Below are 23844 nucleotides of genomic sequence, written 5' to 3' on the forward strand. Positions count from 1 at the left end.
GTGGCCCGCCGGCGCGTCGACCCCGCGGACGGGACCCTGGCCCTGAGCGCCTGGCGCGCGGACCCGGACGGCGCCCCGCGCCGGACCGTGGCCACCGCCGTGCGCTACGCGCTCGAGGAGCTCGCCGAGCGGCTGCCCGGCAACAGCGTGGAGGTGCGCGTCCCGCCCTTCGGCGTGACCCAGTGCGTGGCCGGGCCCCGGCACACCCGCGGGACCCCGCCCAACGTCGTCGAGACCGACGCCCGCACGTGGCTCGGCCTGGTCACCGGCGACGTGACCTGGCCGGAGGCCGTCGCCTCCGGCGCGGCTGTGGCCTCGGGCACACGGACCGATCTCGCGGACGCCCTGCCCCTCTTTCCCCGGTAGCCTTGAGGACATGAGCTCCACTCCCTCATCCCCCTCCGCGCGCCCGTCCCCGCGGAGGTTCCCGCGCCGGCGCCGCCGGGAACGGGCCGCCGTGCCGCTGGCCGCCTCCGGCAACCAGCAGATGACCCTGCGCCGCGCCCCCAACATCTGGGCGTTCGTCCTGCTCGGCGGCGTCCTCGGCGCCGTCGTGGGCGTGCTCGTGGGGCTGGCCGGCGGGGGCAGCGCCGAGTTCACCCAGGGGGCCGTGACCCTGTTCATGGCCTCCGTCTGCACGGTCCTGGGCCTGGCCGCCGGCGCCGTCCTGGCCCTCGTGCTGGACCGGGTCTCCGTGGCCCGGGCGCGGGCCGTCACCACCGAGGTCGTGGACGGGGACGGCGGCGCCCCCTCCGGCGCGCCGGCGGACGATCCCCGGCCCACCGACCCCCGAAGCTCGAGAGAAGGCTGATCGACGTGGTTCGCCCTGATGGACAGCTCAGCCACGACCTGCTCCCCGGAGAGAAGGGTCCCCAGGACGCGTGCGGCGTGTTCGGGGTCTGGGCCCCCGGCGAGGAGGTCGCGAAACTGGCCTACTACGGCCTCTACGCCCTGCAGCACCGCGGCCAGGAGTCCGCCGGCATCGCCGCGAGCGACGGCAGCCGGATCGCGGTGTACAAGGACATGGGGCTCGTCTCGCAGGTCTTCGACGAGGCGACCCTCACCACCCTGACCGGGCACCTGGCCGTGGGCCACTGCCGGTACTCGACCACGGGCGGGTCCCACTGGGCCAACGCCCAGCCCACCCTCGGCGCCACCCCGCACGGCACCGTGGCGCTCGCGCACAACGGCAACCTGACCAACTCGGCCGAGCTGTACGAGAAGCTGATCGACAAGTCCGGGTTCCCCTCCCAGGGCGAGATGGCGCAGGGCAACACCACGGACACCGCGCTGGTCACCGCGCTGCTGGCCGAGCACCCGCACGGCTCCCTCGAGGACGCGGCCATGCACCTGCTCCCCCAGCTCGTGGGCTCCTTCTGCCTGGCCTTCATGGACGAGAACGCCCTCTACGCCGCCCGCGACCCGCAGGGCATCCGCCCGCTGGTGCTCGGCCGGCTCGAACGCGGCTGGGTGGTGGCCTCGGAGACCGCCGCCCTGGACATCGTGGGCGCGTCACTGGTCCGCGAGATCGAGCCCGGCGAGTTCGTGGTGATCGACGAGCACGGCCTGCGCTCCCAGCGCTTCGCCGAGACCCGCCGCGCCGCGTGCGTGTTCGAGTACGTCTATCTGGCCCGCCCGGACACCACCATCAACGGCCGTTCCGTGTACGAGTCCCGCGTGGAGATGGGCCGCCGGCTCGCCCGGGAGCACGGGATCGACGCGGACCTCGTCATGCCGACCCCCGAGTCCGGGACCCCCGCCGCCATCGGCTACGCCGAGGAGTCCGGCATCCCGTTCGGCAACGGCCTGGTCAAGAACGCCTATGTGGGGCGGACGTTCATCCAGCCCTCGGACACCATCCGCCAGCTCGGCATCCGGCTCAAGCTCAACCCGCTGAAGTCCGTGGTGGCGGGCAAGCGGCTCGTGGTCATCGACGACTCCATCGTGCGCGGCAACACCCAGCGCGCCCTCATCCGGATGCTCCGGGAGGCCGGGGCCGCCGAGATCCACGTGCGGATCTCCTCCCCGCCCATCAAGTGGCCGTGCTTCTACGGCATCGACTTCGCCTCCCGCGCCGAGCTGATCGCCAACGGCCTCGGGGTCGAGGAGATCAGAGCGTCCCTGGGCGCGGACTCCCTCGGCTACATCTCCGAGGACGGGATGATCGCCGCCACCGCGCAGGATCGCACCGAGCTGTGCACCGCGTGCTTCTCCGGGACCTATCCCACCCGGCTGCCGGACGCGGACAAGCTCGGCAAGAACGTGTTCGAGACCCGCGGCACGCCCGTGGACTCCTCGCCCCGCCGTGCTCCGGGCGGGCCGTCCGTGGCGCGGCGGCCGGAGCACGCCTCCGCCGTGTCCATCGACACCCGCCCCTCGGCCACCGACGGCCGCTCCCCCCGGCCCGCCGAGCGCACCAGCATCTCCGACGAGGACCCGGGCGTGCAGGAGACCTCCACCGGGTGCGACCCCGGACCGGACTCCGACCTCGAGGACCTGATCCTGCCCGAGGACCGCGTCCCCGCCGGACCCGCAGCCGGACCGGCTCCCGGGCCCGCCGCATCCCCCGGATCCCAGCACGCCGCCCAGCACGAGACCGCGAAGGACGCCTGACATGGCCCAGCCCCCCTCCACGAACCGCACCGTCACCTACGCCAGCGCGGGCGTGGACGTCGAGGCGGGAGACCGCGCCGTCGAGCTCATGAAGAGCGCGGTCAAGGCCACGCACACCCCCCACGTGATCGGCGGGGTCGGCGGGTTCGCCGGGCTCTACGACGTCTCGGAGCTGCTCGCCTACCGCAAGCCCTACCTCGCCACCTCGACCGACGGCGTGGGCACGAAGGTCGCGATCGCCCAGACGCTCGACGTGCACGACACGATCGGCTTCGACCTCGTGGGCATGGTCGTCGACGACATCGTCGTGGTGGGCGCCAAGCCCCTGTTCATGACCGACTACATCGCCACCGGCCGCGTGGTGCCCGAGCGGGTCGCGGACATCGTGCGCGGCATCGCCGCGGCCTGCGAGCAGGCCGGCACCGCCCTGGTCGGCGGGGAGACCGCCGAGCACCCGGGCCTGCTGCGCCCGGACGAGTACGACGTCGCGGGAGCCGCCACCGGCGTGGTCGAGGCCGACGAGCTGCTGGGCCCCGACCGCGTGCGCGCCGGCGACGTGGTCATCGGCATGGCCTCCTCCGGCCTGCACTCCAACGGGTACTCCCTGGTGCGCAAGGTCATCAACGTGGCCGGGTGGTCGCTGGACCGGCAGGTCTCCGAGCTCGGCCGCACCCTGGGCGAGGAGCTGCTGGAGCCCACGCGCGTCTACGCCGCGGACGTCCTGGACCTCGTCGCCGCCTTCCCCGTCAACGGACCCGAGCGGAGCACGGGCCACGGTGTCCGCGGCTTCAGCCACGTGACCGGCGGCGGCCTCGCCGCGAACCTCGCCCGGGTGCTGCCCGGCGGGCTCGAGGCCACGGTGGACCGCAGCACCTGGGAGCTGCCCGCGATCTTCCAGCTCATCAGCCAGCTCGGCAACGTCCCGCTGCCCGATCTCGAGCGCACCCTCAACCTCGGCGTGGGCATGGTCGCGATCGTCGACCCGGCGGTGGCCGACGACGCCGTCGCGCACCTCACCGCCCGCGGCCTGCCCTCGTGGGTCATGGGCACCGTGGGCGAGCTCGACCCCGACGCCGACCACGGCGGGCCCGACTGGGTGCAGGGCGCGAAGGGCGTGGACGGCGGCGCGGTGCGCATGGTCAACGCCTACACGGGCTGACCCGGCGCCGCGGAGCAACAAGCAGCACAGGAAGAGCCCCGCCGGCCGGCGGGGCTCTTCCTGTGCTGCGGACACGCGAAGAAGGTGCTCGTCCTGGACGGGCACCTTGTTGCGTCGTTCGGTGGAGACGAGGGGAGTTCCCGGCGCTTACCGGCGGTAGTCCTCGTCGTAGTCGTCGGCGTACTTGTCGACGTAGGCCGAGTACTCGTCCTCGTCCTCCTCGACGGTCTCCTGGACCGGCTCCCGCAACGGGGGCATCTGCTCACTGCCGCGCAGTTCCCGCTGGAGTGCTGTGAGGTCGGTCTGCGGGCTGAAGTACTTCATCTCCCGCGCCTGCCGTGTCGCCTTCGCCTTTTGACGGCCGCGCCCCATGGCGTGACCCCCTCTGTCTCTTGGTCCGGACGGCGGCACTCAGGCACAGAGTACGGCCCCGGAAATGTCGTATGAATGGTTCGTGAGACCAGGGTACATGGTTTGTCAGTCCGTTGCGCCCGCCCGGCGGCCCGTGCGGTGGACTGTCGGCAACCTCACGGGAGGCGGGCGGAACCCCGTCCGGGAGCGGCGGTGACGGACCGGCGCCGGGCCCGGACGGAGCTCCGCCCCTGCCCTGCGGGGCCGTGCGCGCCGCTGCGCACGGCGCGCACGGTCCCGCGGCTCAGCGCGCGGCGCGGGCCTCCTCCGCCACGGCGGTGACGGTGAGCCCGTCCGCCACGACGTCGGCGTCGACGTCCACCCGGACCGTGTCGCCGTCCACGACCGCCCCGGAGAGGATCGCCCTGGCGAGCTTGTCCCCGATCTCCCGCTGCACCAGCCGGCGCAGCGGCCGGGCGCCGTAGGCCGGGTCGTAGCCGGTGAGCCCCAGCCACTCGGTGGCCGCCGGGGTGACCTCCAGGGACAGCCGGCGCTGCCCCAGGCGCTCGGCCAGCTGCGCGACCTGGATGTCCACGATCTTCGACAGGTCGGACGTGGACAGCGGGTCGAACAGGATCACGTCGTCGAGCCGGTTGAGGAACTCGGGCTTGAACGAGGCGTTGACCACGTTCATCACCGCCTGCTTCTTCGCCTCGGGCTCGATGGTCTGGTCCACCAGGAACTGGCTGCCCAGGTTGGAGGTGAGGATGAGGATCACGTTGCGGAAGTCCACCGTGCGCCCCTGCCCGTCGGTCAGCCGCCCGTCGTCGAGCACCTGCAGCAGGATGTCGAAGACGTCCGGGTGGGCCTTCTCGATCTCGTCGAGCAGGACCACCGAGTACGGCCGGCGCCGCACGGACTCGGTGAGCTGGCCGCCCTCCTCGTAGCCGACGTACCCCGGAGGGGCGCCGACCAGCCGGGAGACCGTGTGCTTCTCGCCGTACTCGGACATGTCGATCCGCACCAGCGCGCGCTCGTCGTCGAACTGGAACTCCGCCAGGGACTTCGCGAGCTCGGTCTTGCCCACACCGGTGGGGCCCAGGAACAGGAAGGAGCCGATCGGCCGGTTCGGGTCGGAGATCCCGGCGCGCGAGCGGCGCACGGCGTCCGCGACGGCCTGCACCGCACGGCGCTGGCCGATGAGCCGCTTCCCGAGCACCTCCTCCATGTGCAGCAGCTTCTCGGTCTCGCCCTGGAGCATGCGCCCGGCGGGGATCCCGGTCCAGGCCGAGATCACCTCGGCCACGTCGTCGGCCGTGACCTCCTCGGAGACCATGGTGTCGTGCGGGACGGAGGTGTCCTCCTGCTCCTGGGCGACGTCGAGCTCCTTCTGCAGCGCGGGGATCTCCCCGTAGAGCAGCCGGGAGGCCTCCGCGAGGTCGCCGTGGCGCTGGGCCATCTCCGCCTGCGAGCGCAGGTTGTCGATCCGCTCCTTGAGGTCGCCGACTCGGTTCAGGCCGGCCTTCTCCTCCTCCCAGCGGGCGTTGAGGGCGTCGAGGTCCGCCCTCTTGTCCGCCAGCTCCTGGCGCAGCGCGGCGAGGCGCTCGACCGACGCGGGGTCGGTCTCGCGCTCCAGGGCCAGCTCCTCCATGGTCAGGCGGTCGACGGCGCGGCGCAGCTGGTCGATCTCCTCCGGCGCGGAGTCGATCTCCATGCGCAGCCGCGAGGCGGCCTCGTCGACCAGGTCGATGGCCTTGTCCGGGAGCTGCCGGCCGGGGATGTACCGGTTGGACAGCGCGGCCGCCGCGACGAGCGCGGAGTCCGCGATCTGCACCTTGTGGTGGGCCTCGTAGCGCTCCTTGAGCCCGCGCAGGATCGCCACGGAGTCCTCCACGGAGGGCTCCCCGACGTAGACCTGCTGGAAGCGGCGCTCCAGGGCGGCGTCCTTCTCGATGTTCTCGCGGTACTCGTCCAGGGTGGTCGCCCCGATCAGGCGGAGCTCGCCGCGGGCCAGCATGGGCTTGAGCATGTTCCCGGCGTCCATCGAGCCCTCGGCGGCGCCGGCGCCGACCACGGTGTGGATCTCGTCGATGAAGGTGACGATCCGGCCCTCGGACTGCTTGATCTCCTCGAGCACGGCCTTGAGCCGCTCCTCGAACTCACCTCGGTACTTGGCGCCGGCCACCATGGACCCGAGGTCCAGGGAGATCAGCGTCTTGCCGCGCAGCGACTCGGGCACGTCCCCGGCGACCATGCGCTGGGCGAGGCCCTCGACGACGGCGGTCTTGCCGACGCCGGGCTCGCCGATCAGGACGGGGTTGTTCTTGGTGCGGCGCGAGAGCACCTGCACCACGCGCCGGATCTCGGAGTCCCGCCCGATGACGGGGTCCAGCTTGCCCTCGCGGGCCATGGCGGTCAGGTCGGTGCCGAACTTCTCGAGCGCCTGGAACGTGCCCTCGGGGTCGGGGGTGGTCACGCGGCGGTCTCCTCTCACGGACGGGACGGCGGTCTTGAGCTGGTCGGGTCCGGCACCCGCGTCCCGCAGGATGCCGCCGACCTTCCCCTCCTGCTGGGCGAGGCCGTACAGGAGGTGCTCGGTGGAGATGTACTCGTCACCGAGGGACCGGGCGAACTGCTCCGCGGTCTGGATGACCTGCAGGGCGCCCCGGTTGAACTGGGCCTGGGCCGTGGCGGCCCCGGACGCGGAGGGCAGGGCCTTGATGGCGGCGCTGGCCTGGGCCGAGACGGCGTCGACGTCGGCCCCGGTCGCCTTCAGGACCGCGACGGCCACGCCCTCGCGCTGGTCCATGAGGGCCTTGAGGACGTGGGCGGGCTCGACCTGCGGGTTGCCCGCGGTCGAGGCGTTGGTGGAGGCGGCGGAGAGCGCCTCCTGGGACTTGGTGGTGAACTTGGTCTCCACTGCGGCTCCTTGTGGGTGGACGGTCGCGGACGAACCGACCCGGGCGCTGCTCCTCTGCGGGTGCGGCCGAGCAGTTCAGTTAACCTGAGTCTATCCCACTCAACCCTGGAGGAACAGAGCGTATTCCTGCCCCCTGAGTCGGCGCCTGCAGCACGCGAACGGCCCCTGTCGGACGAGCTCGGGGAGCTCGTCCGACAGGGGCCGCCGGCGAACGGGCGGTGCGGCCCGGCGGTCTAGCCGGTGCTCCGCCCCGTCAGCTTGTCGCGGAGCCGGTCGACCATGCCGACGCCGGGTCCGATGGTCTTGTGGAACAGCTCCGAGTGCGGCGCGTGGGGGTGCGGCCGGGTGGGCGCGACCTTCTTGGCGGTCTCCACCTTCTCGCCCAGCTCCACCAGATCCCCGGCCGGGATGTGCGCCCGCAGCTTCGGGAACTGGTCCGACTCCTCGTCCTCGATGTGGTGGCGCAGCTGCGACTGCATCTCCCGGATCAGCTCCAGGAACGCGGGCTCGGACGCGTCGACGCCCTCCACCTGCTTCATGACCTGCACGAGCTCGTCGTGCTCCTGCTTGTCGTGCTCGACCTCCTCGGCGCCGTCCGGCAGGTGCTTCGCCATGGCCGGGTAGACGTGCATCTCCTCCGCGACGGCGTGGCGCATGACCTCCGCGATCACGGTGTCGGCCAGGTCCCTGCGCCGGCCGGCGTCCGCGGTGCCCTCGATCTGGCCGAGCAGCTCGAGCATCTCCCGGTGGTCGGCGGTGAGGATGTCGACGACATCCGTTCCCGAAGCGTGGGTGTCGGTCATGGGACGTGCCTCCTTGACGTGGTGGTGCGCGGTTCCGCGGCCGGCGGCGCGGGCGCCCGCGCGCCGCACGGCCCCGTGCCGCCGTTCAGCAGTGTGCTGACCATCTACGACCCTAGGTCACGGCGACGGCCGCGGACCAGACCTCGCCGGCGGATGACGCCCGGCCCGGGGCGGTCGGCCGCCGCCCCGGACCGGGCGTGCAACGGCGTCTCAGAGAAACTGCACGCCCTGGGCCAGGGGCAGCTGCCCGGAGTAGTTGACGGTGTTGGTGGCCTGGCGCATGTAGGCCTTCCACGAGTCCGAGCCGGACTCCCGGCCGCCGCCGGTCTCCTTCTCCCCGCCGAACGCCCCGCCGATCTCCGCGCCCGAGGTGCCGATGTTGACGTTGGCGATGCCGCAGTCGGAGCCGGCCGAGGAGAGGAACCGCTCGGCCTCGAGCTGGTCGTTGGTGAAGACCGCCGAGGACAGCCCCTGCGGCACCCCGTTCTGCAGCTCGATGGCCTCGGCGAACTCGCTGTAGCTGAGCACGTAGAGGATCGGGGCGAAGGTCTCCTCCGCCACGATCGCGCTCTGGGCGGGCATCCGCACGATGGCCGGCTCGACGTAGAAGGCGCCGGGGTGCTCCTCGGCCAGCACCCGGGTCCCGCCGGTGAGCACCGTGCCGCCCTGGTCCTGGGCGTCGCGCAGGGCCTGCTGCATGGCGTCGAAGCCGCTTTCGCCGACCAGCGGGCCCACGAGCGTTGCGGGATCGCGGGGGTCCCCGATGTTCAGGGTTCCGTAGGCCTGCACGAGCTTCTCGACGAGGGTCCCGACGACGGACTCGTGCACGATGAGCCGCCGCAGCGTGGTGCAGCGCTGCCCGGCGGTGCCCACGGCCGAGAACACGATCCCGCGCAGGGCGAGGTCGAGATCGGCGCTGGGCGCGACGATCGCGGCGTTGTTGCCGCCCAGCTCGAGCAGGGCCCGGCCGAAGCGGGCGGCCACGCGCGGGGCGACCTCCCGCCCCATCCGGACCGACCCGGTCGCCGAGACCAGCGCGACGCGGGGGTCGTCCACGAGGCGCTCGCCGCCCGCGCGGTCGGCGAGCACGAGCTGGTGGATCCCGTCCGGCGCCCCGCAGTCCTCGGCGGCACGGCGCAGCAGTGCGTCGGCGCCGAGGGCGCAGAGCACGGCCGCCTCGGAGGGCTTCCACACCACGGTGTCCCCGCAGACCAGGGCGAGCGCGGTGTTCCAGGAGTGGACGGCCACGGGGAAGTTGAAGGCGGAGATGACGCCCACCACGCCCAGCGGGTGCCAGGTCTCCATGAGCCGGTGCCCGGGGCGCTCGGAGGGCATGGTCCTGCCGTAGAGCATGCGGGACTGCCCGACGGCGAAGTCGCAGATGTCGATCATCTCCTGGACCTCGCCGAGGGCCTCGGAGGTGATCTTGCCGGCCTCGGCCTGCACGAGCACGGCGAGGTCCTCCTTGTGCTCGGTGAGCAGCTCGCCCCACCGCTTGACCACGTTCCCGCGCACCGGCGCCGGGACGTCCCGCCAGTGCGGAAAAGCCTGGTGAGCCGCGCCGACGGCCGCGGTGACGTCCTCCTCGCCGGCCTGCGGCAGCGTCACGAGCACCTCGCCGGTCAGCGGGCTGCGGGCCTCGAGCGGGCCGGAGAGGGCGTCGGCATCGACGCCGCACGCCCGGAGGGCGCGGCGGACCTCGGCGGCGAGGGTGGTCTCCTGGACGGTCTGGGACATGGTGCTCCTCCTGGTGCTGACGGGTGCTCGAACGGGCTGGGGTCCGGCTTCCGCGGCAGGCGCGGGACCCGGGGGTCGGGGTTCGGGGTCGGGGGTGGGGCTGGGATCCGGGATCGGGACCCGGGGGTCGGGGTTCCGGGTTCGCCGCTGCGGGGTCAGCGCGCGACGACGGCGGAGAGCTGCTCGCGCAACCGGGCGATCGAGCCGTCCTGCTGGCGCCGGTAGAGGTCGTGCGGGTCGGCCACCGCCCGCCCGACGACCTCGGACATGACGGTGAGGTCGTAGTCCGTGCCGGTCTGGGCGTCGTCGCGGGAGCCCTCGTCGGTGAGGTTGGACCGGAAGATACCGGCGGCCGAGCGCGGGAGGAAGTCCTCGTAGACGATCGGCTCCGGCACCGCGATGCCGGCCTCGACCAGGCTGTCCAGGCCGGAGTCCGGGTCGGGGACGGCGTGCCCGGCGCGGGCCAGGGCCTTCTCGTCGAGGGTGTAGCTGAAGTACGCCAGGCCCTGCACGGCCAGCTCCTGCTCGGTGCGGGGCAGGTGCTCCTCCCACACGGCGCGGGCCACGTCCACCCGGATGCCGCCGCCCTCCCCGGCGGCCAGGCGCCGGTCGGTCTCGGCGACCATCCGGTCGTAGAGGTCGCGCCCGGTGGGCGTGAGGGCGATGCCGCGCTGCTCCACCTCCCCGAAGCGCACCCGCAGCGCACCGGGACCCACGGTGCCGTCGGGGAAGCGGAACACCCGCTCCTCGGCCAGGGCCCGGAAGGAGGTCTGGCGCAGCAGCACGTCGGGGCCGTCCCAGCGGGGCGGGCCCTGGATCTCGTCGATCATCGTGATCCCGAGGGCCTCCATGCGGGCGTAGAGGTCGTCGATGTCGAGCACCCGCGGGGTGAGGTGGTTGATGTGGGTGGTGGTCACCCCGCCGATGTCGGCGGCCACCGCCGAGACCTTCTCGAGCTCCCGGTACCAGGCGTGGTCCACCGGGTCGCCGGAGAGCTCGAACGCGGCGGTGGCCTGGTCCAGCAGCCGCTCGGCGTCGGTCTCCTCGAGACCGCCGTGCTCCGTGGCCCGGTCGGCCAGCGCCAGCAGCTCCGGCGGGAAGAGGGTGCGGCGGTCGATGAACTCCTGCAGCCGCTGCCGGAGCTCTCGGCCGAAGAAGCGGGGGTCGTCGGCGGCCAGCATGGAGGTGAAGACCCGGAACGGGTTCCTCGCCAGCTCCTCGGGATCGGTCGGACGGAAGGCGGTGGAGACCACCGGCACGGAGGAGGCCGAGGCGTCGCGCAGGTCGTAGAAGCCCACCGGGTGCATTCCGAAGGCGGCGAAGACCCGGGCCACCTGTGCCATCTCGCGCGGGGAGCCCACCCGGATCGCGCCGTGGCGCTCGGCCGTGACGCGGTCGATGCTGCCCAGCCGTTCCGCCTCCGCGCCGCGGCGGGCCAGGAAGTCCTCGTTCACGGCCGCCGAGACGTCGACCAGGGTGGTGTAGGCCGGCACCTCCCGGCCGTACATCGTCGACAGCCGTCGGGCGAACTCGGCCCGCAGCTGCCACGGCTGCTGGAAGGTCATGGCGGGGGTTCCTCTCGTCGGGTGCGGGACGGCTCAGATGATGTTCACCTCGCGCAGCACGGACTCGGCGGCGCGGAAGCGGTCGGCGGAGAAGCGGCGCGGGTCCAGGAAGGACGGGCGGCCCAGGTAGAGGTCGGCCACCAGTTCGCCCACCGCCGGCCCCTGCAGGAAGCCGTGCCCGGAGAAGCCGGTGGCGTAGAAGAAGCCGGGCAGCCCCCGCGCCTCGCCGATGAGCGCGTTGCGGTCCGGGGTGTTCTCGTAGAGACCCGCCCAGCCGCCCTCCAGGTCGGGGTGCTCGAGCTGCGGCGCGCAGACGGCGGCGGCGGCGTTGAGCTCGGGCAGCCAGCTGAAGTCGAACTCCCGGGCGAAGCCGGGTTCCTGCTCGTGGGAGATGCCCAGCAGCAGGCCGTTGCGGTAGTTGTGGTGGTAGAACGTGGTCGAGAGGTCCAGCGTGAAGGGCACCCGCGGGTACGGGACGGGCCGCTGGCGGGTCAGGCCGATGAGCCGCCGGACCGGGGTCACGGGCAGGTCCACCCCGGCCATGGCCCCGATCCCGGCGCTCCACGCCCCCGCGCAGCACACCACCGCAGCCGTGCGGATCGTGCCCCGCTGGGTGGTCACCGACTCGACGGCGTCCCCGGTGCACTGGATGTCCAGCACCTGGGTGCGGTCGAGCACCGTCACCCCGAGCTCGACGGCGGCGGCGGCGTAGCCGGCGACCACGGCCCCCGGGGCGGCGAACCCGTCCCCCGGGGAGAACGAGGCCCCCACCAGCGCGGCGGGGTCCAGCAGCGGGTTGATCTCGGCGGCCTCGGCGGGCGACACCATGCGGCTGTCGACCCCCAGCGCGTTCTGGACCGCGGTGGCCCCCTCCAGGTCGGCGGCCTCCGCCCCGGACCGGCAGAGGAAGAGGTAGCCCACCTGCTGGAAGCCGATGTCCGTCCCGAACCGCTGGGGGAACTGCCGGAAGGCCTCCAGCGAGCGGCGGCCGAGCTCGATGTTGCCGGGGTCGGAGAAGTTGGCCCGGACACCGCCCAGGGGCTTGGCGGAGGACCCGCTGCCCAGTTCGGCGCGCTCCACCAGCACGATGTTGCGCACGCCCCGGGACGCGAGGTGCCAGGCGGCGCTCAGGCCCATGATCCCGCCGCCGACGACGACGACGTCGGCCGCCGGCGGCTGGACCGTGGCGAAGCCCGGGTCCAGCGGGACGATCTGGTCCGGCACGGTGACCTCCCTCGGCACTGCTCCGCGCGGAGGGCGCCCCGGGGCCCGACCACTCCAGCTCATCGGTTATCGATAACCAGCATGACCGGGCGGTTCCACCGGGTCAAGGGATGCCATCCCGCCCCGCAGGGTTCCTGCCGCAGGGCCGCACCGCAGGTGGTCCGGGGCGAGCGTCCGGGTCCGCCCGGAGCGCTCGCCGACGCCCGGAGACGGTCCGGCGCGCTCAGGGGCGGGCGTAGTCCAGGTGACGGATCATCCGCTGCGCCGCGAGCTCCGGGTCACCGGCGACGACGGCCTCGGTGATGCCCCGGTGCTCCTCGGCGCTGCTCCGGACCAGCCCCCGCTCCTGCAGACGGTAGGACCCGTTGATGCGGGACTGGTCCCGCAGGTTCTCCACGATCGCCGTCCACCGGCTGTTGCCGAGCAGGTCGACGAGAGCCGCGTGGAAGCGCTGGTCGGCCTCGAGGTACTCCAGCATGCCGTCCGCGGCGGCGGCCTCCACGGTCCGTTCGGTCAGCGTCCGCAGCAGCGCTGCCTGCTCGGCCGGGACGCCGGCCGCGGCCACGCGGCGGACCGCCTCCACCTCGATGAGGCGGCGGAGGTCGTAGACCTCCTGCTTGTCGCGGTCGGTGAGCTCCACCACGCGGAAGCCGCGATTGCGCACGAGCTCGAGCAGTCCCCGGTTGGCCAGCGACATCATGGCCTCCCGGGCGGGGCTGTTGGACACCCCGAGACGGGCGGCGAGGCCGTTGGCGGAGTAGATCTCCCCGGGCTTCATCGCCCCGCTGAGCAGGGCGCGGCGGATCAGGGCCTCGGTCGAGTCCTTGAGGGTGGAGCGGGAGAGCTCCGCGGGCCGGAGATCGTCGTCCCACGCGTGGTCTCGCCCCATCTGCCCTCCCGGCCGGTCCTGCGTCCCGAGCGGCCCCCGGCGGAGGCCTGTCGACTCCTGGGAAACATAGCAGTCGGCCCGGCGGGCACCGGCCGCGCTCCGCAGGTCCGGGGCTCGGTGCCAGGACCTCGCACGACCTCGCCCTCCCTGCCGGGCCACCGGAACGGAGCGCGATCCATATCACACGCGAACCCGATCTGTCCAAGATCACACGCCCGAACCGTTGGATGCGCTCGACATCGCCCGTAGCATCGAGGTTTCCACCAGTTCGGCCCGACGACGCGCCTTCCACACCCCCCTGTTCCACACGGAAGGATCTGCCATGTCCGCACCTCGCACTGCCGTGCTCCAGGTGCTCAACGCACCGGACCGCACCGGCACCCGATTGGCCCTCTTCGCCCTCGCCCTCGGCGGCTTCGGCGTGGGCACCACCGAGTTCGCCTCGATGGGCCTGCTGCCCTTCATCGCCGAGGACCTCCACGCCTCGATCCCCTCCCTCGGGCACGCCATCTCCCTCTACGCCCTCGGCGTGGTCGTCGGCGCACCCCTCATCACGTCCCTGACCGCCCGGGTGGAGCGCAAGCGGCTCCTGCTCGGCCTGATGGTCGCGTTCACCGCCGGCAACGTCCTGTCGGCGACCGCGCCGACCCTCGAGTGGCTGTACGTGGCGCGCTTCCTCTCCGGCCTGCCGCACGGCGCCTACTTCGGGGTCGCCGCGGTGGTGGCCTCCTCGCTGGTGCCGCGGGAGCGGCGCGGCACGGCCGTGGCCCGGGTGGCCCTCGGGCTCACGGTCGCCAACATCGTGGGCGTCCCCCTGGCCGCCGTGCTCGGCGGGACCCTGGGCTGGCGGGCCGGGTACGGGCTCGTGGTGGTCATCGGCCTGCTCACCGTCACCGCGCTGGCCCTCTGGATCCCCCGCACCCGCAACGGCGGCGGCGTCTCCGTGGCCCAGGAGGTCCGTGCCCTGGGCCGGCCCCAGGTGGCCCTGACCCTGCTGGCCGGGGCGGTCGGATTCGGCGGCATGTTCGCGGTCTACACGTTCGTCTCCCCGATCCTGACCGAGCTCAGCGGCCTCGACATCTCGGTGGTGCCGTGGGTGCTGGCCGTGTACGGCGTGGGCATGACCGCGGGCTCCCTGCTGGCGGGCCCTCTGCTGGACCGCTCCATCGAGCGGACGGCCCTGGGCGCGGGGGCCGTGTCCGGCGTGGCCCTCGCCTTCTTCGGGCTCTTCGCCCACTCCGCGGTCGCGGCCGTGCTCGGCGTGCTGTGGATCGGCCTCATGGGCGCCCTCTTCAGCACGGCGCTGCAGATGCGCCTGCTGCGCGAGGCGAAGGACGCCCCCTCCCTGACCGCCGCCATGAACCACGCGGCGTTCAACCTGGCCAACGCCATGGGCGCCTTCCTCGGCGGCGCCGTCATCACCGCGGGCTGGGGCTACCGCTCCCCCGCCTGGGTGGGCGTGGGCCTGGCCGTGGCCGGCCTGCTCATCCTGGCCTACGCGACCCGTCTGCACCGGGCGGGGGACGCCCCCGCGTCCGTCCCCGGCCGCCCCGGGTCCTCCTGGGCCGCCCGCGCCGTCGCCGACCTGGACGTGCTGCTGCCGGAGCGTGCGCTCCCGCGCCCGGTCCTCGCCAGCGGCGCCCGGATGACCGACTGGGCCGACCTGGGCCGGTGACCCGGTCCGCCGGTGCCGCCCCCGCGCAGGACGCGGGCGGCGGCACCGGCGGCGCGGTCGCTCCGGACCGATCTGTGCTTGTTCCTGCCGCGGACCGTGGGCCACGATGGATAGGTCGGGACAGGGAGGCGGCCCATGAGAATCGCACTGGTCGGCGACGTCATGCTCGGCCGGCTGGTCAACGAGCGGCTGCGGCGCAAGGGTCCGGACCGCCCGTGGGGCGACGTCCTCCCCCTGCTCGGGCAGGCGGACCTGCGGTTCGCGAACCTCGAGTGCGTGCTCGCCGACCACGGCACTCCCTGGCCCGGCAAACGGTTCCACTTCCGCTCGGACCGCAAGAACGTCGCGAGCCTCGGGGCGGCCCGGGTCGACGTCGTCTCGCTGGCCAACAACCACGTGCTCGACCACGGCGCGGAGGCGCTGCGGGAGATGCTCCCGGTGCTCGACGAGCACGGCATCCTGCACACCGGCGCCGGACCGGACGCCGAGTCGGCCCGGCGTCCCGCCGTCTGCACCCGGGCGGGCACCGCGGTGGGCTTCCTGGCCTTCACGGACAACGAGCCGGGCTGGGCGGCAGGCCCCGCGTCCCCCGGCGTCCACCACGTGCCCGTCCGCCTCGCGGACGGGCGCGCGCAGGATCTCCTCGAGCTCGTCCGCCGGACCCGGGAGCGCACCGACCTCCTCGTCGTCTCCGCCCACTGGGGCCCCAACTGGGGCGAGGACGTGCCGGAGGACCACCGCGCGTTCGCGCACGCGCTGGTGGAGGCCGGGGCGGACCTGGTCTTCGGCCACTCCGCCCACGTCTTCCGGGGCGTCGAGGTGCACCGCGGCAGGCCGGTGGTCTACAGCGCCGGGGACTTCGTCGACGACTACGCCGTCCACCCCGTGGCACGCAACGACCAGTCGTTCGTCTTCCTGCTCGACGTCCGGGACGGCCTGCCGCACCGCCTGCGCCTGCACCCCACGGTGATCGAGGACCTCAGGGTGAGAACGGCCACGGTCGAAGCCCGGCCCATCGCGCGGCGGATGGAGCGGCTCAGCGCCGAGCTGGGCACGCCGTGCGCGTGGCGCGACGACGAGCAGTGCCTCGACATCCCGCTGGGCTGACGCGCACCGCGGCCGCCGAGCGGCGCACGGGCTCCGGCGCCCGTCCTGGACCGTCTCCTGCGCGCGGGCTCCCGGGCCGACTCCCGCACGGGGCTCCGAGCGGATCCGGCCGGGGATGGCACACTCGGTCCCATGCGTGAGCTCGTCGTCCTCGGCACCGCCTCCCAGGTCCCGACGCGGACCCGCAACCACAACGGGTACCTGCTGCAGTGGGACGGCGAGGGTCTGCTCTTCGACCCGGGCGAGGGAACGCAGCGGCAGATGACGCACGCGGGCGTCCCCTCCCGCCGGATCACGCGCATCTGCCTCACCCACGTCCACGGCGACCACTGCTACGGGCTGCCCGGCGTGCTCTCGCGCATGGCCCTCGACGACGTGCCGCACCCCGTCCACCTGCACTACCCGGCCTCCGGGGAGGACGTGGTCCGGGCCCTGGTCTCCCTCGCGACTCCCGGCACGGACCTCCGGCTGCACCCGCACGGCAGCGGCGGAACCGTGGCGCCGGCCCTGGAGGTGCGGCCGCTGGAGCACCGCGTGGAGACCTACGGCTACCGGCTCGTGGAGCCGGACGGCCGCACGATGCTGCCGGAGCTGCTCGCGGCGGCCGGGATCACCGGCCCGGACGTCGGCCGGCTGCAGCGGGAGGGGCGGCTGGGCGGGGTGCGCCTCGAGGACGTGAGCCGGCCGCGGGCGGGCCGGCGCTTCGCCCTCGTCATGGACACGGCGCCGTGCCCGGGCGCCGAAGAGCTCGCCGATGGCGCCGACCTGCTCGTGGCCGAGTCCACGTTCGCCGACGACGACGCCGATCTCGCCGCGCGGTACCGCCACCTCACCGCCGGCCAGGCGGGCGCGCTGGCCGGCGGTGGTGGCGTGGGCACCCTGGTCCTCACCCACTTCTCCTCCCGGTACACCGACGTCTCCCCACTGGCCGCACAGGCCCGCGACCGCGCCGGCGGAGCCACCGTGCTGGCCGCGGAGGACCTGGACCGGGTGCCGTTCCCGCGCGGACGGTGACGGGGCGCCCCGTCCCACCGTCCCCGCCGGCAGCTCGCCTGCACGTCATCGGCACCCGGCCGGGAACGCGCCGACGCCGAACCGGCAGCGCATCCACGCCCCACCGACACCCGGCCCGGAACCCGCCGACGCCATATCCGAAGCTCACCCGCCGCACCTCACGGGCACTCCGCCGGGACCCCGCTGGAGGCGTCCGGGAGCGGTCCTCGGCCCGTCCGTGCCGCCCGGCGGTCTCCGTCGACCCTGACCCGACGTTAGAGTTGTCCCAGACTTCTCGGGGCAATCCGGCCCCGCACGCGGCCCGAGCTCGACGAGAGCCGGCCGCGCCACCTCGCACGACCCCACGACGAAAGCGGAATCCTTTGACCAATTCCTCCCGCAAGCTCAAGTCCCCGCCCTCACTGCCCTCCGGGGGCCTGCGGATCACCCCGCTGGGCGGCCTGGGTGAGATCGGGCGCAACATGACCGTGTTCGAGCACGCCGGCAAGCTGCTGGTGGTGGACTGCGGGGTGCTGTTCCCCGAGGAGCACCAGCCGGGCATCGACGTGATCCTGCCCGACTTCACCTCCATCCGGGACCGGCTGGGCGACATCGTCGGGATCGTGCTCACGCACGGCCACGAGGACCACATCGGGGGTGTGCCCTACCTGCTCAAGGAGCGCCCGGACATCCCGGTGATCGGCTCGGAGCTGACCCTGGCGTTCATCACGTCCAAGCTCAAGGAGCACCGGATCACCCCGAAGACGGTCCACGTCGAGGCCGGCGACACCCACAAAACGGGCCCGTTCGAGTGCGAGTTCGTCGCCGTCAACCACTCCATCCCGGACAGCCTGGCCGTGGCGATCCGTACCGACGCCGGGCTGGTGCTGCACACCGGTGACTTCCGGATGGACCAGTTCCCGCTGGACGACCGGATCACCGATCTGCGCCACTTCGCGCGCCTGGGCGAGGAGGGGGTGGACCTGTTCCTCACCGACTCCACCAACGCCGAGGTCCCCGGGTTCACCACGTCGGAGCAGGAGCTGACCCCGGCGATCGACCACGTCTTCGCCACCGCCCCGAAGCGGATCATCGTCTCCAGCTTCGCTTCTCACGTCCACCGCATCCAGCAGGTCCTCGACGCCGCCCACGCGCACGGGCGCAAGGTCGCCTTCGTGGGCCGGTCCATGGTCAAGAACATGGGCATCGCCCGGGACCTGGGCTACCTGAAGATCCCGCGCGGGCTGGTGGTCGACTTCAAGAAGCTCGCCTCCATGCCCGATGCCAAGGTCACCCTGGTGTGCACCGGCTCCCAGGGCGAGCCGCTGGCCGCACTCTCGCGGATGGCCAACGAGACCCACCAGATCCAGCTCAACCCCGGGGACACGGTGCTCATGGCGAGCTCGCTGATCCCGGGCAACGAGAACGCGATCTACGGGATCATCAACAAGCTCACCGACCTCGGGGTGAAGGTCGTGCACAAGGGCAACGCCAAGGTGCACGTCTCCGGCCATGCCTCGGCCGGGGAGCTGGTCTACTGCTACAACATCGTCCGGCCCACCCACGTGCTGCCCGTGCACGGGGAGTCCAAGCACCTGCACGCCAACGCCGAGCTCGCCATCCGCACCGGTGTCGATCCGGAGCGGGTCCTGATCGGCCGGGACGGCACCGTGATCGACCTCGTGGACGGCCGGGCGCGGATCTCCGGGCAGGTCGAGGCCGGCCTCGTCTACGTGGACGGCCACACCGTGGGCAAGGTCACCGAGGAGACCCTGGTGGAGCGCCGGCTGCTGCAGGAGGGCGGGGTGGTCACCGTCGTGGCGATCGTCGACGCCGACACCAACGCCCTGGCCGAGCCGCTGGAGTTCATCGCCAAGGGCTTCGTCCACGACGAGCACATCTTCGACGGGGCCGCCGACAAGGTGGCCAACGCCCTGGCGCGCCCGGCCACCGCCAAGGTCACCGACCTCGACAAGCTCGAGTCGATCATCGCCGAGACGGTCTCCCGCCACCTCGAGCGCGCCTACCGGCGGGCACCGCTGGTGACGGTCGTCGTCGTCGACGCCTGACCCGCACGTCCCGCCCGGCACCCGCCCCGGGGCCGGGCGGGACGTGCGGAGCCGGTGCCGCGCCCCGAGGCGGGCACCGGCCGATTGGTAGACTCGGGGTCCCCTGATCTCTGGAGGTCGTTCGATGCCGCAGCGCGTCCGTGGAGGCACCATGCAGATCGGCGAGCTCGCCGAGCGGACCGAGCTGTCCCTGCGCACCATCCGCCACTACGACGAGGTGGGCCTGCTGCCCGCCTCGCGCACCGAGGGCGGCTTCCGCGTGTACACCGAGCGCGACGTCGAACGGCTCACGCACATCAAGCGGATGAAGCCGCTGGGCTTCTCCCTCGAGGAGATGGCCGAGGTGCTCGACCTGCTCGGCGCCGACGACCCCGCCGAGGCGCGGCTGGCCGACTACCTCGAGCGTGCGCACCCGGAACGGGACCGGCTGGCCAGGAAACTGGCCCAGGCGGACGAGTTCATCGCGATGCTGGAGCAGCGGCTCGGCCGCTGACCGGCCGCCCGGCACAGAGCACCGGCCGCGCGAGCCGGCACCCCGCGGCCGGCGCACGCAGGAGACCTCCAGGCAGCCGTGATCGACTGCTCGGGCCCCACCGCGGCACGCACCCCCCCCCGGGACCGCGCCGTTCCGGTGGGTGACGCGCACGGCCGCCGCGGCAGCGACGCGCCGGACGCAGGACTCCACCACGCCGCCCGCCACCGACCCGGACAGGCACCGCTTCCCATGACGTTCCCCACCGCGACCGCCCCGGCCTCCCCCGGAACCGTGCCGGCCGCTCCGGCGCCGCGGGTGCGGCACCGTGCGGACCTGCAGGGTCTGCGGGGCGTGGCGGTGCTGCTGGTGGTGGTCTTCCACGTGTGGACCGAGAAGGTCTCCGGCGGGGTGGACGTGTTCTTCGTGCTCTCTGCGTTCCTGCTCACCGGGTCCTTCCTGCGCCGGATCGAGCACGGCCGCCCGCTGGGACTGCCGGCCTACTGGGCCCGGACCTTCGCCCGGCTGCTGGGGCCGGTGGCGGTGATGCTGCTGGCCGTGCTCGCGGCGATGCTCGCCGTCTTCCCGCCCAGCCGGTGGGCGGAGCTGCTGAGCCAGGCCTGGGGATCGCTGTTCTACGTCGTGAACTGGGTGCTGGCGGCCCAGGCCGTGGACTACTACGCCGGCAACACCGCCGCCACCACCCCGCTGCAGCACATGTGGTCGCTGTCGGTGCAGGGCCAGGTGTTCCTGGTGTGGCCGCTGCTGCTGGCCGGGGCCGCGTGGGCGGGGAGGCGGACCGGTGCGGGCGTGCGCCCGGTGGCCTGGGCCGTGTTCGGCGCGGTGTTCGCCGGTTCCCTGGCCTGGTCGGTGGCCGCCACCGCGTCCGGGCCCGAGGCCGCCTACTTCAGCACCCTCACCCGGTTGTGGGAGTTCGCCCTGGGCTCGCTCACCGCCCTGGCCCTCACTCGCCCGGCCCGCCGGCAGGACTCAACGGCGCCCGCCGCCCCGCCGTCCGCTGCCCGCACGGCGGCGCCCCCGCCCGCGGGCACGGCCCCGGGGACACCTCAGCGGGGCCTGAGGACGCCCCCGCAGGCCCCGAGGACTCTCCCGCAGGTCGTGGGGGCGCCCCCGCAGGCCCCGAGGACTCTCCCACAGGTCGTGGGGACGCCCCCGCAGGCTTCCGGGGTGGCTCCGGAGGCCCTGCGGGTGGGCCTGGGCGTGCTCCTGGGCTGGACCGGACTGGCCGCGATCCTGGCCACCCCGTTCCTCATCGGTCCCGAGGCCCGTTTCCCCGGCACCGTGGCCCTGGCTCCCACCCTCGGAGCCGCGGCCGTGCTGGCCGGCGGAGCCCTGGCCCCCGAGGCCCGGGCCGGGGCCGGGCGGGTGCTCTCCCTGGCCCCGCTGCAGTGGTTCGGAGACCGTGCCTACGGGATCTACCTGTGGCACTGGCCGCTGCTGATCACCTACCTGCTGGTCACGGCCCGCGACAGCGTCCCGGTCACGCACGGGCTGGGGATCCTGGCCGCCTCGGTGGCCCTGACCCGGGCCACCGCGCTGCTGCTGGCCGGCTGGCGGGCCCTGCCCGGGATCCGGGCCGGCCACGGGGTGCGCCTGGCCGCGACCGGTCTGATCGTGGCGGTACCGCTCACCGGCGCCCACTCCTACACCACCCTGCGCGACCCTGCCGCCGGGGTCGAGCGCACCGCGGCGAACTATCCCGGGGCCGCCGTGCTGCGCGGGGACGTGACCGAGGTCCCGGACGTGCCGATCATCCCCACCGGCGCCGAGCGCGAGCAGCAGTGGGGTGACACCGGGACGCGCTGCGACACCGGGGAGGTCCCGCCCGGGATCGGCGAGCTGGGCAACTGCTGGGTGATCGCCCCCGAGGACGGCAGCGCCCCGGACCGGACCCTGGTGGTCCTCGGCGACTCCCACGCCCAGCAGCTGCTCACCCCGATCCACCGCGCCGCCGATGCCCAGGGCTGGCGGGTGGTCTCCTACCTGCGGATGGCCTGCCGCTACACCGCCGCCTCGGCGAGCCCGGACGAGGAGTGCGGCGAGTTCAACGCCGCCGCCCGGGACGCGGCCCTGGCGGCCGACCCGGACGCGGTGGTCACCATCGGCACCCTGTCCCTGCCCGAGGCCCCGCACGAGCAGCTCGTCGAGGGCTACGAGGACGGCGTCCGGCCCTTCCTGGACGCCGGGATCCCGGTGCTCGGCTTCCGCGACAACCCGCGCTTCTCCTTCAGCATGTTCGCCTGCGTGGAGACCTACGGCCCCGACCACGACCGATGCAACCCGCCCCGGTCCGAGTCCCTGCTGCCGGTCAACCCCCTGGAGGCCCTCGCCGCCCGGCACGAGGAGCTGCACAGCATCGACCTCACCGACCGGCTGTGCACCGAGGACGTCTGCCCCGGGGTGATCGGCAACATCCAGGTCTACATGGACCTCGACCACGTCACCTCCGCCTACGGCGAGACCCTCGCCCCGGACGTCGAGCAGCGCATGACCGAAACCCTCGGCTGGGCGTGATTCGCGTCTCCTCCGCGCCGCATCCGCAGACTCTACCCTGACGCCAGGGTAGAGTTGCTGTGCGGCCGCGCCGGCGCGCTCCCGCGCCCGCCCGCCGCACCTCACGCGCGACGCCGCGCCCACCTGCCAGCACACCACCCCGCGCGCCCCTGCCCTTCCGCCCTGCCCTCCCCTCCTGCGAACGGAACCTCCTTGGCCACCACGACAGCCGGCCCCGCAGCCGATCCGACACCCGAGCAGCGCCAGTCGGTGCGCCTGACCCTCCGCTCCCCCCGCCACCTCAAGACCGAGGTGCTGGCCGGGCTCGTGGTCGCCCTGGCGCTCATCCCCGAGGCGATCGCGTTCTCGATCATCGCCGGGGTGGATCCCCGGCTGGGCCTGTTCGCGTCCTTCACCATGGCGGTCACGACCTCCGTCCTGGGCGGCCGGCCGGCGATGGTCTCCGCGGCCACCGGTGCGGTGGCCCTGGTGATCGCCCCGCTGGTGGCCTCTCACGGGCTGGACCACTTCATCGCCGCCGTGATCCTGGCCGGGGTGTTCCAGGTGGTCCTGGCCCTGATCGGGGCGGCACGGCTGATGCGCTTCATCCCCCGGTCGGTCATGGTGGGCTTCGTCAACGCCCTCGCCATCCTGATCTTCAGCTCCCAGGTCCCCGAGCTGATCGGCGTGCCCTGGGCCGTCTACCCGCTCACGGCCCTGGGCCTGGCCATCGTGTTCCTGTTCCCCAGGCTCACCGGTGTGGTCCCGGCCCCGCTCGTGGCCATCGTCGTGATCACGGCGATCGTGGTGCCCATGGGCATGGACGTGCCCAGCGTCGGCGACAAGGGCGAGCTGCCGGAGTCCCTGCCCTCGCTGTTCTTCCCCGATGTCCCGCTCGACCTGGAGACCTTCCGGATCATCGCCCCGTACGCGCTGACCATGGCGCTCGTGGGCCTGCTCGAGTCGCTGATGACGGCCAAGCTGGTCGACGACATCACCGACACGCGCTCCGACAAGACCCGCGAGTCCTGGGCCCAGGGCGCGGCCAACATCGTGACCGGCTTCTTCGGCGGGATGGGCGGCTGCGCGATGATCGGCCAGACCATGATCAACGTGCGCGCCTCCGGAGCCCGCACCCGCATCTCCACCTTCCTGGCCGGGGTCTTCCTGCTGATCCTCGTGGTCACCCTCGGCGAGGTCGTGGCGGTCATCCCGATGGCCGCGCTGGTGGCGATCATGATCTTCGTGTCCTGGGCGACCTTCGACTGGCACTCCGTCCGCCCCTCGACCCTGTCGCGGATGCCGGTCCCGGAGACCCTGGTGATGCTCTCCACCGTGGCCGTGACCGTGTGGACGCACAACCTCGCCCTGGGCGTGATCGTGGGCGTGCTCGTGGCGATGGTCGCCTTCGCCCGCCGGGTCGCCCACTTCGTCACCGTCGACCGCGCGCTCGAGCAGCGCGACGGCCGGGAGACGGTGGTCTACACCGTGCACGGGGAGCTGTTCTTCGCCTCCTCCAACGACCTCTACACGATGTTCGACTACGCCGGGGACCCCCAGCGGGTCGTCATCGACCTCTCCGACTCGCACCTGTGGGACGCCTCCACCGTGGCGGCCCTCGACTCGGTCACCGACAAGTACGCCCACTACGGCAAGGACGTCCGGGTCGCCGGCCTCAACCAGGCGAGCCGCCGGATGCGAGTGCGCGTGGGCGGGATGCTCAGCGGCGAGCACTGATCGCGGAGCATCCTGC

Annotated in this window: 18 protein-coding genes; 11 read left to right on the forward strand and 7 right to left on the reverse strand. The window is 73.2% G+C overall.

Features of this window, described 5'->3' with window-relative positions; genetic code table 11:
- Genes RCG67_RS03810 through purM form a run of 4 tightly spaced genes read left to right on the forward strand, consistent with a single transcriptional unit; the run spans position 1 to position 3772 of the window.
- A complete protein-coding gene (locus tag RCG67_RS03810) occupies positions 1-366 on the forward strand; it encodes a sterol carrier family protein (RefSeq protein ID WP_368824899.1) in 366 nt (121 codons plus the stop codon).
- Between the two features lie 10 nt (positions 367-376).
- Entirely contained in the window at positions 377-811 is a 435-nt protein-coding gene (locus RCG67_RS03815) for a hypothetical protein (protein ID WP_368824900.1), read from the forward strand.
- A gap of 5 nt (positions 812-816) precedes the next feature.
- Positions 817-2613 (forward strand): amidophosphoribosyltransferase, encoded by a 1797-nt coding sequence (purF, locus tag RCG67_RS03820; protein ID WP_368824901.1) that lies wholly within the window; start codon positions 817-819, stop codon positions 2611-2613.
- Between the two features lies 1 nt (position 2614).
- Complete coding sequence (gene purM, locus RCG67_RS03825) at positions 2615-3772, forward strand: phosphoribosylformylglycinamidine cyclo-ligase (protein ID WP_368824902.1); 1158 nt, start codon at positions 2615-2617, stop codon at positions 3770-3772.
- Between the two features lie 147 nt (positions 3773-3919).
- Here the strand turns inward: purM and RCG67_RS03830 are convergent, their stop codons facing one another.
- From RCG67_RS03830 to RCG67_RS03860, 7 genes are all read right to left on the reverse strand, one after another.
- On the reverse strand, positions 3920-4144 hold the full coding sequence (locus tag RCG67_RS03830) for a DUF3073 domain-containing protein (protein WP_058873771.1): 225 nt from the start codon (positions 4142-4144) through the stop codon (positions 3920-3922).
- A 283-nt stretch (positions 4145-4427) separates the two neighbouring features.
- Positions 4428-7043 (reverse strand): ATP-dependent chaperone ClpB, encoded by a 2616-nt coding sequence (clpB, locus tag RCG67_RS03835; protein ID WP_368824903.1) that lies wholly within the window; start codon positions 7041-7043, stop codon positions 4428-4430.
- A 233-nt stretch (positions 7044-7276) separates the two neighbouring features.
- Complete coding sequence (locus RCG67_RS03840) at positions 7277-7846, reverse strand: hemerythrin domain-containing protein (RefSeq protein WP_368824904.1); 570 nt, start codon at positions 7844-7846, stop codon at positions 7277-7279.
- A 210-nt stretch (positions 7847-8056) separates the two neighbouring features.
- The gene (gene amaB / locus RCG67_RS03845) at positions 8057-9583 is read right to left on the reverse strand and encodes an L-piperidine-6-carboxylate dehydrogenase (RefSeq protein ID WP_368824905.1); all 1527 of its coding nucleotides are present in this window, start codon (positions 9581-9583) and stop codon (positions 8057-8059) included.
- A gap of 155 nt (positions 9584-9738) precedes the next feature.
- On the reverse strand, positions 9739-11148 hold the full coding sequence (hglS, locus tag RCG67_RS03850; RefSeq protein ID WP_368824906.1) for a 2-oxoadipate dioxygenase/decarboxylase: 1410 nt from the start codon (positions 11146-11148) through the stop codon (positions 9739-9741).
- 33 nt (positions 11149-11181) lie between these two features.
- Complete coding sequence (locus tag RCG67_RS03855; protein WP_368824907.1) at positions 11182-12372, reverse strand: NAD(P)/FAD-dependent oxidoreductase; 1191 nt, start codon at positions 12370-12372, stop codon at positions 11182-11184.
- Positions 12373-12595: 223 nt separating this feature from the next.
- The gene (locus RCG67_RS03860) at positions 12596-13261 is read right to left on the reverse strand and encodes a GntR family transcriptional regulator (RefSeq protein ID WP_368824908.1); all 666 of its coding nucleotides are present in this window, start codon (positions 13259-13261) and stop codon (positions 12596-12598) included.
- Positions 13262-13583: 322 nt separating this feature from the next.
- On the opposite strand from RCG67_RS03860, the gene RCG67_RS03865 reads away from it, so the two are divergent.
- From RCG67_RS03865 to RCG67_RS03895, 7 genes are all read left to right on the forward strand, one after another.
- On the forward strand, positions 13584-14936 hold the full coding sequence (locus RCG67_RS03865) for an MFS transporter (RefSeq protein ID WP_368824909.1): 1353 nt from the start codon (positions 13584-13586) through the stop codon (positions 14934-14936).
- Positions 14937-15071: 135 nt separating this feature from the next.
- Positions 15072-16043, forward strand: coding sequence for a CapA family protein (locus RCG67_RS03870; protein WP_368824910.1), 972 nt, complete (start codon positions 15072-15074; stop codon positions 16041-16043).
- A gap of 132 nt (positions 16044-16175) precedes the next feature.
- On the forward strand, positions 16176-17057 hold the full coding sequence (locus RCG67_RS03875; RefSeq protein ID WP_368824911.1) for a ribonuclease Z: 882 nt from the start codon (positions 16176-16178) through the stop codon (positions 17055-17057).
- Between the two features lie 362 nt (positions 17058-17419).
- Positions 17420-19105 (forward strand): ribonuclease J, encoded by a 1686-nt coding sequence (locus RCG67_RS03880; RefSeq protein ID WP_368824912.1) that lies wholly within the window; start codon positions 17420-17422, stop codon positions 19103-19105.
- A gap of 124 nt (positions 19106-19229) precedes the next feature.
- Complete coding sequence (locus RCG67_RS03885) at positions 19230-19598, forward strand: MerR family transcriptional regulator (RefSeq protein ID WP_368824913.1); 369 nt, start codon at positions 19230-19232, stop codon at positions 19596-19598.
- A gap of 231 nt (positions 19599-19829) precedes the next feature.
- Positions 19830-22112, forward strand: a complete 2283-nt coding sequence (locus RCG67_RS03890; protein WP_368824914.1) for an acyltransferase family protein — start codon at positions 19830-19832, stop codon at positions 22110-22112.
- A gap of 192 nt (positions 22113-22304) precedes the next feature.
- A complete protein-coding gene (locus RCG67_RS03895; RefSeq protein WP_368824915.1) occupies positions 22305-23828 on the forward strand; it encodes a SulP family inorganic anion transporter in 1524 nt (507 codons plus the stop codon).
- Positions 23829-23844: the final 16 nt, after the last annotated feature.

It is taken from the genome of Kocuria cellulosilytica (assembly GCF_040981245.1).
Taxonomy (GTDB): domain Bacteria; phylum Actinomycetota; class Actinomycetes; order Actinomycetales; family Micrococcaceae; genus Kocuria; species Kocuria cellulosilytica.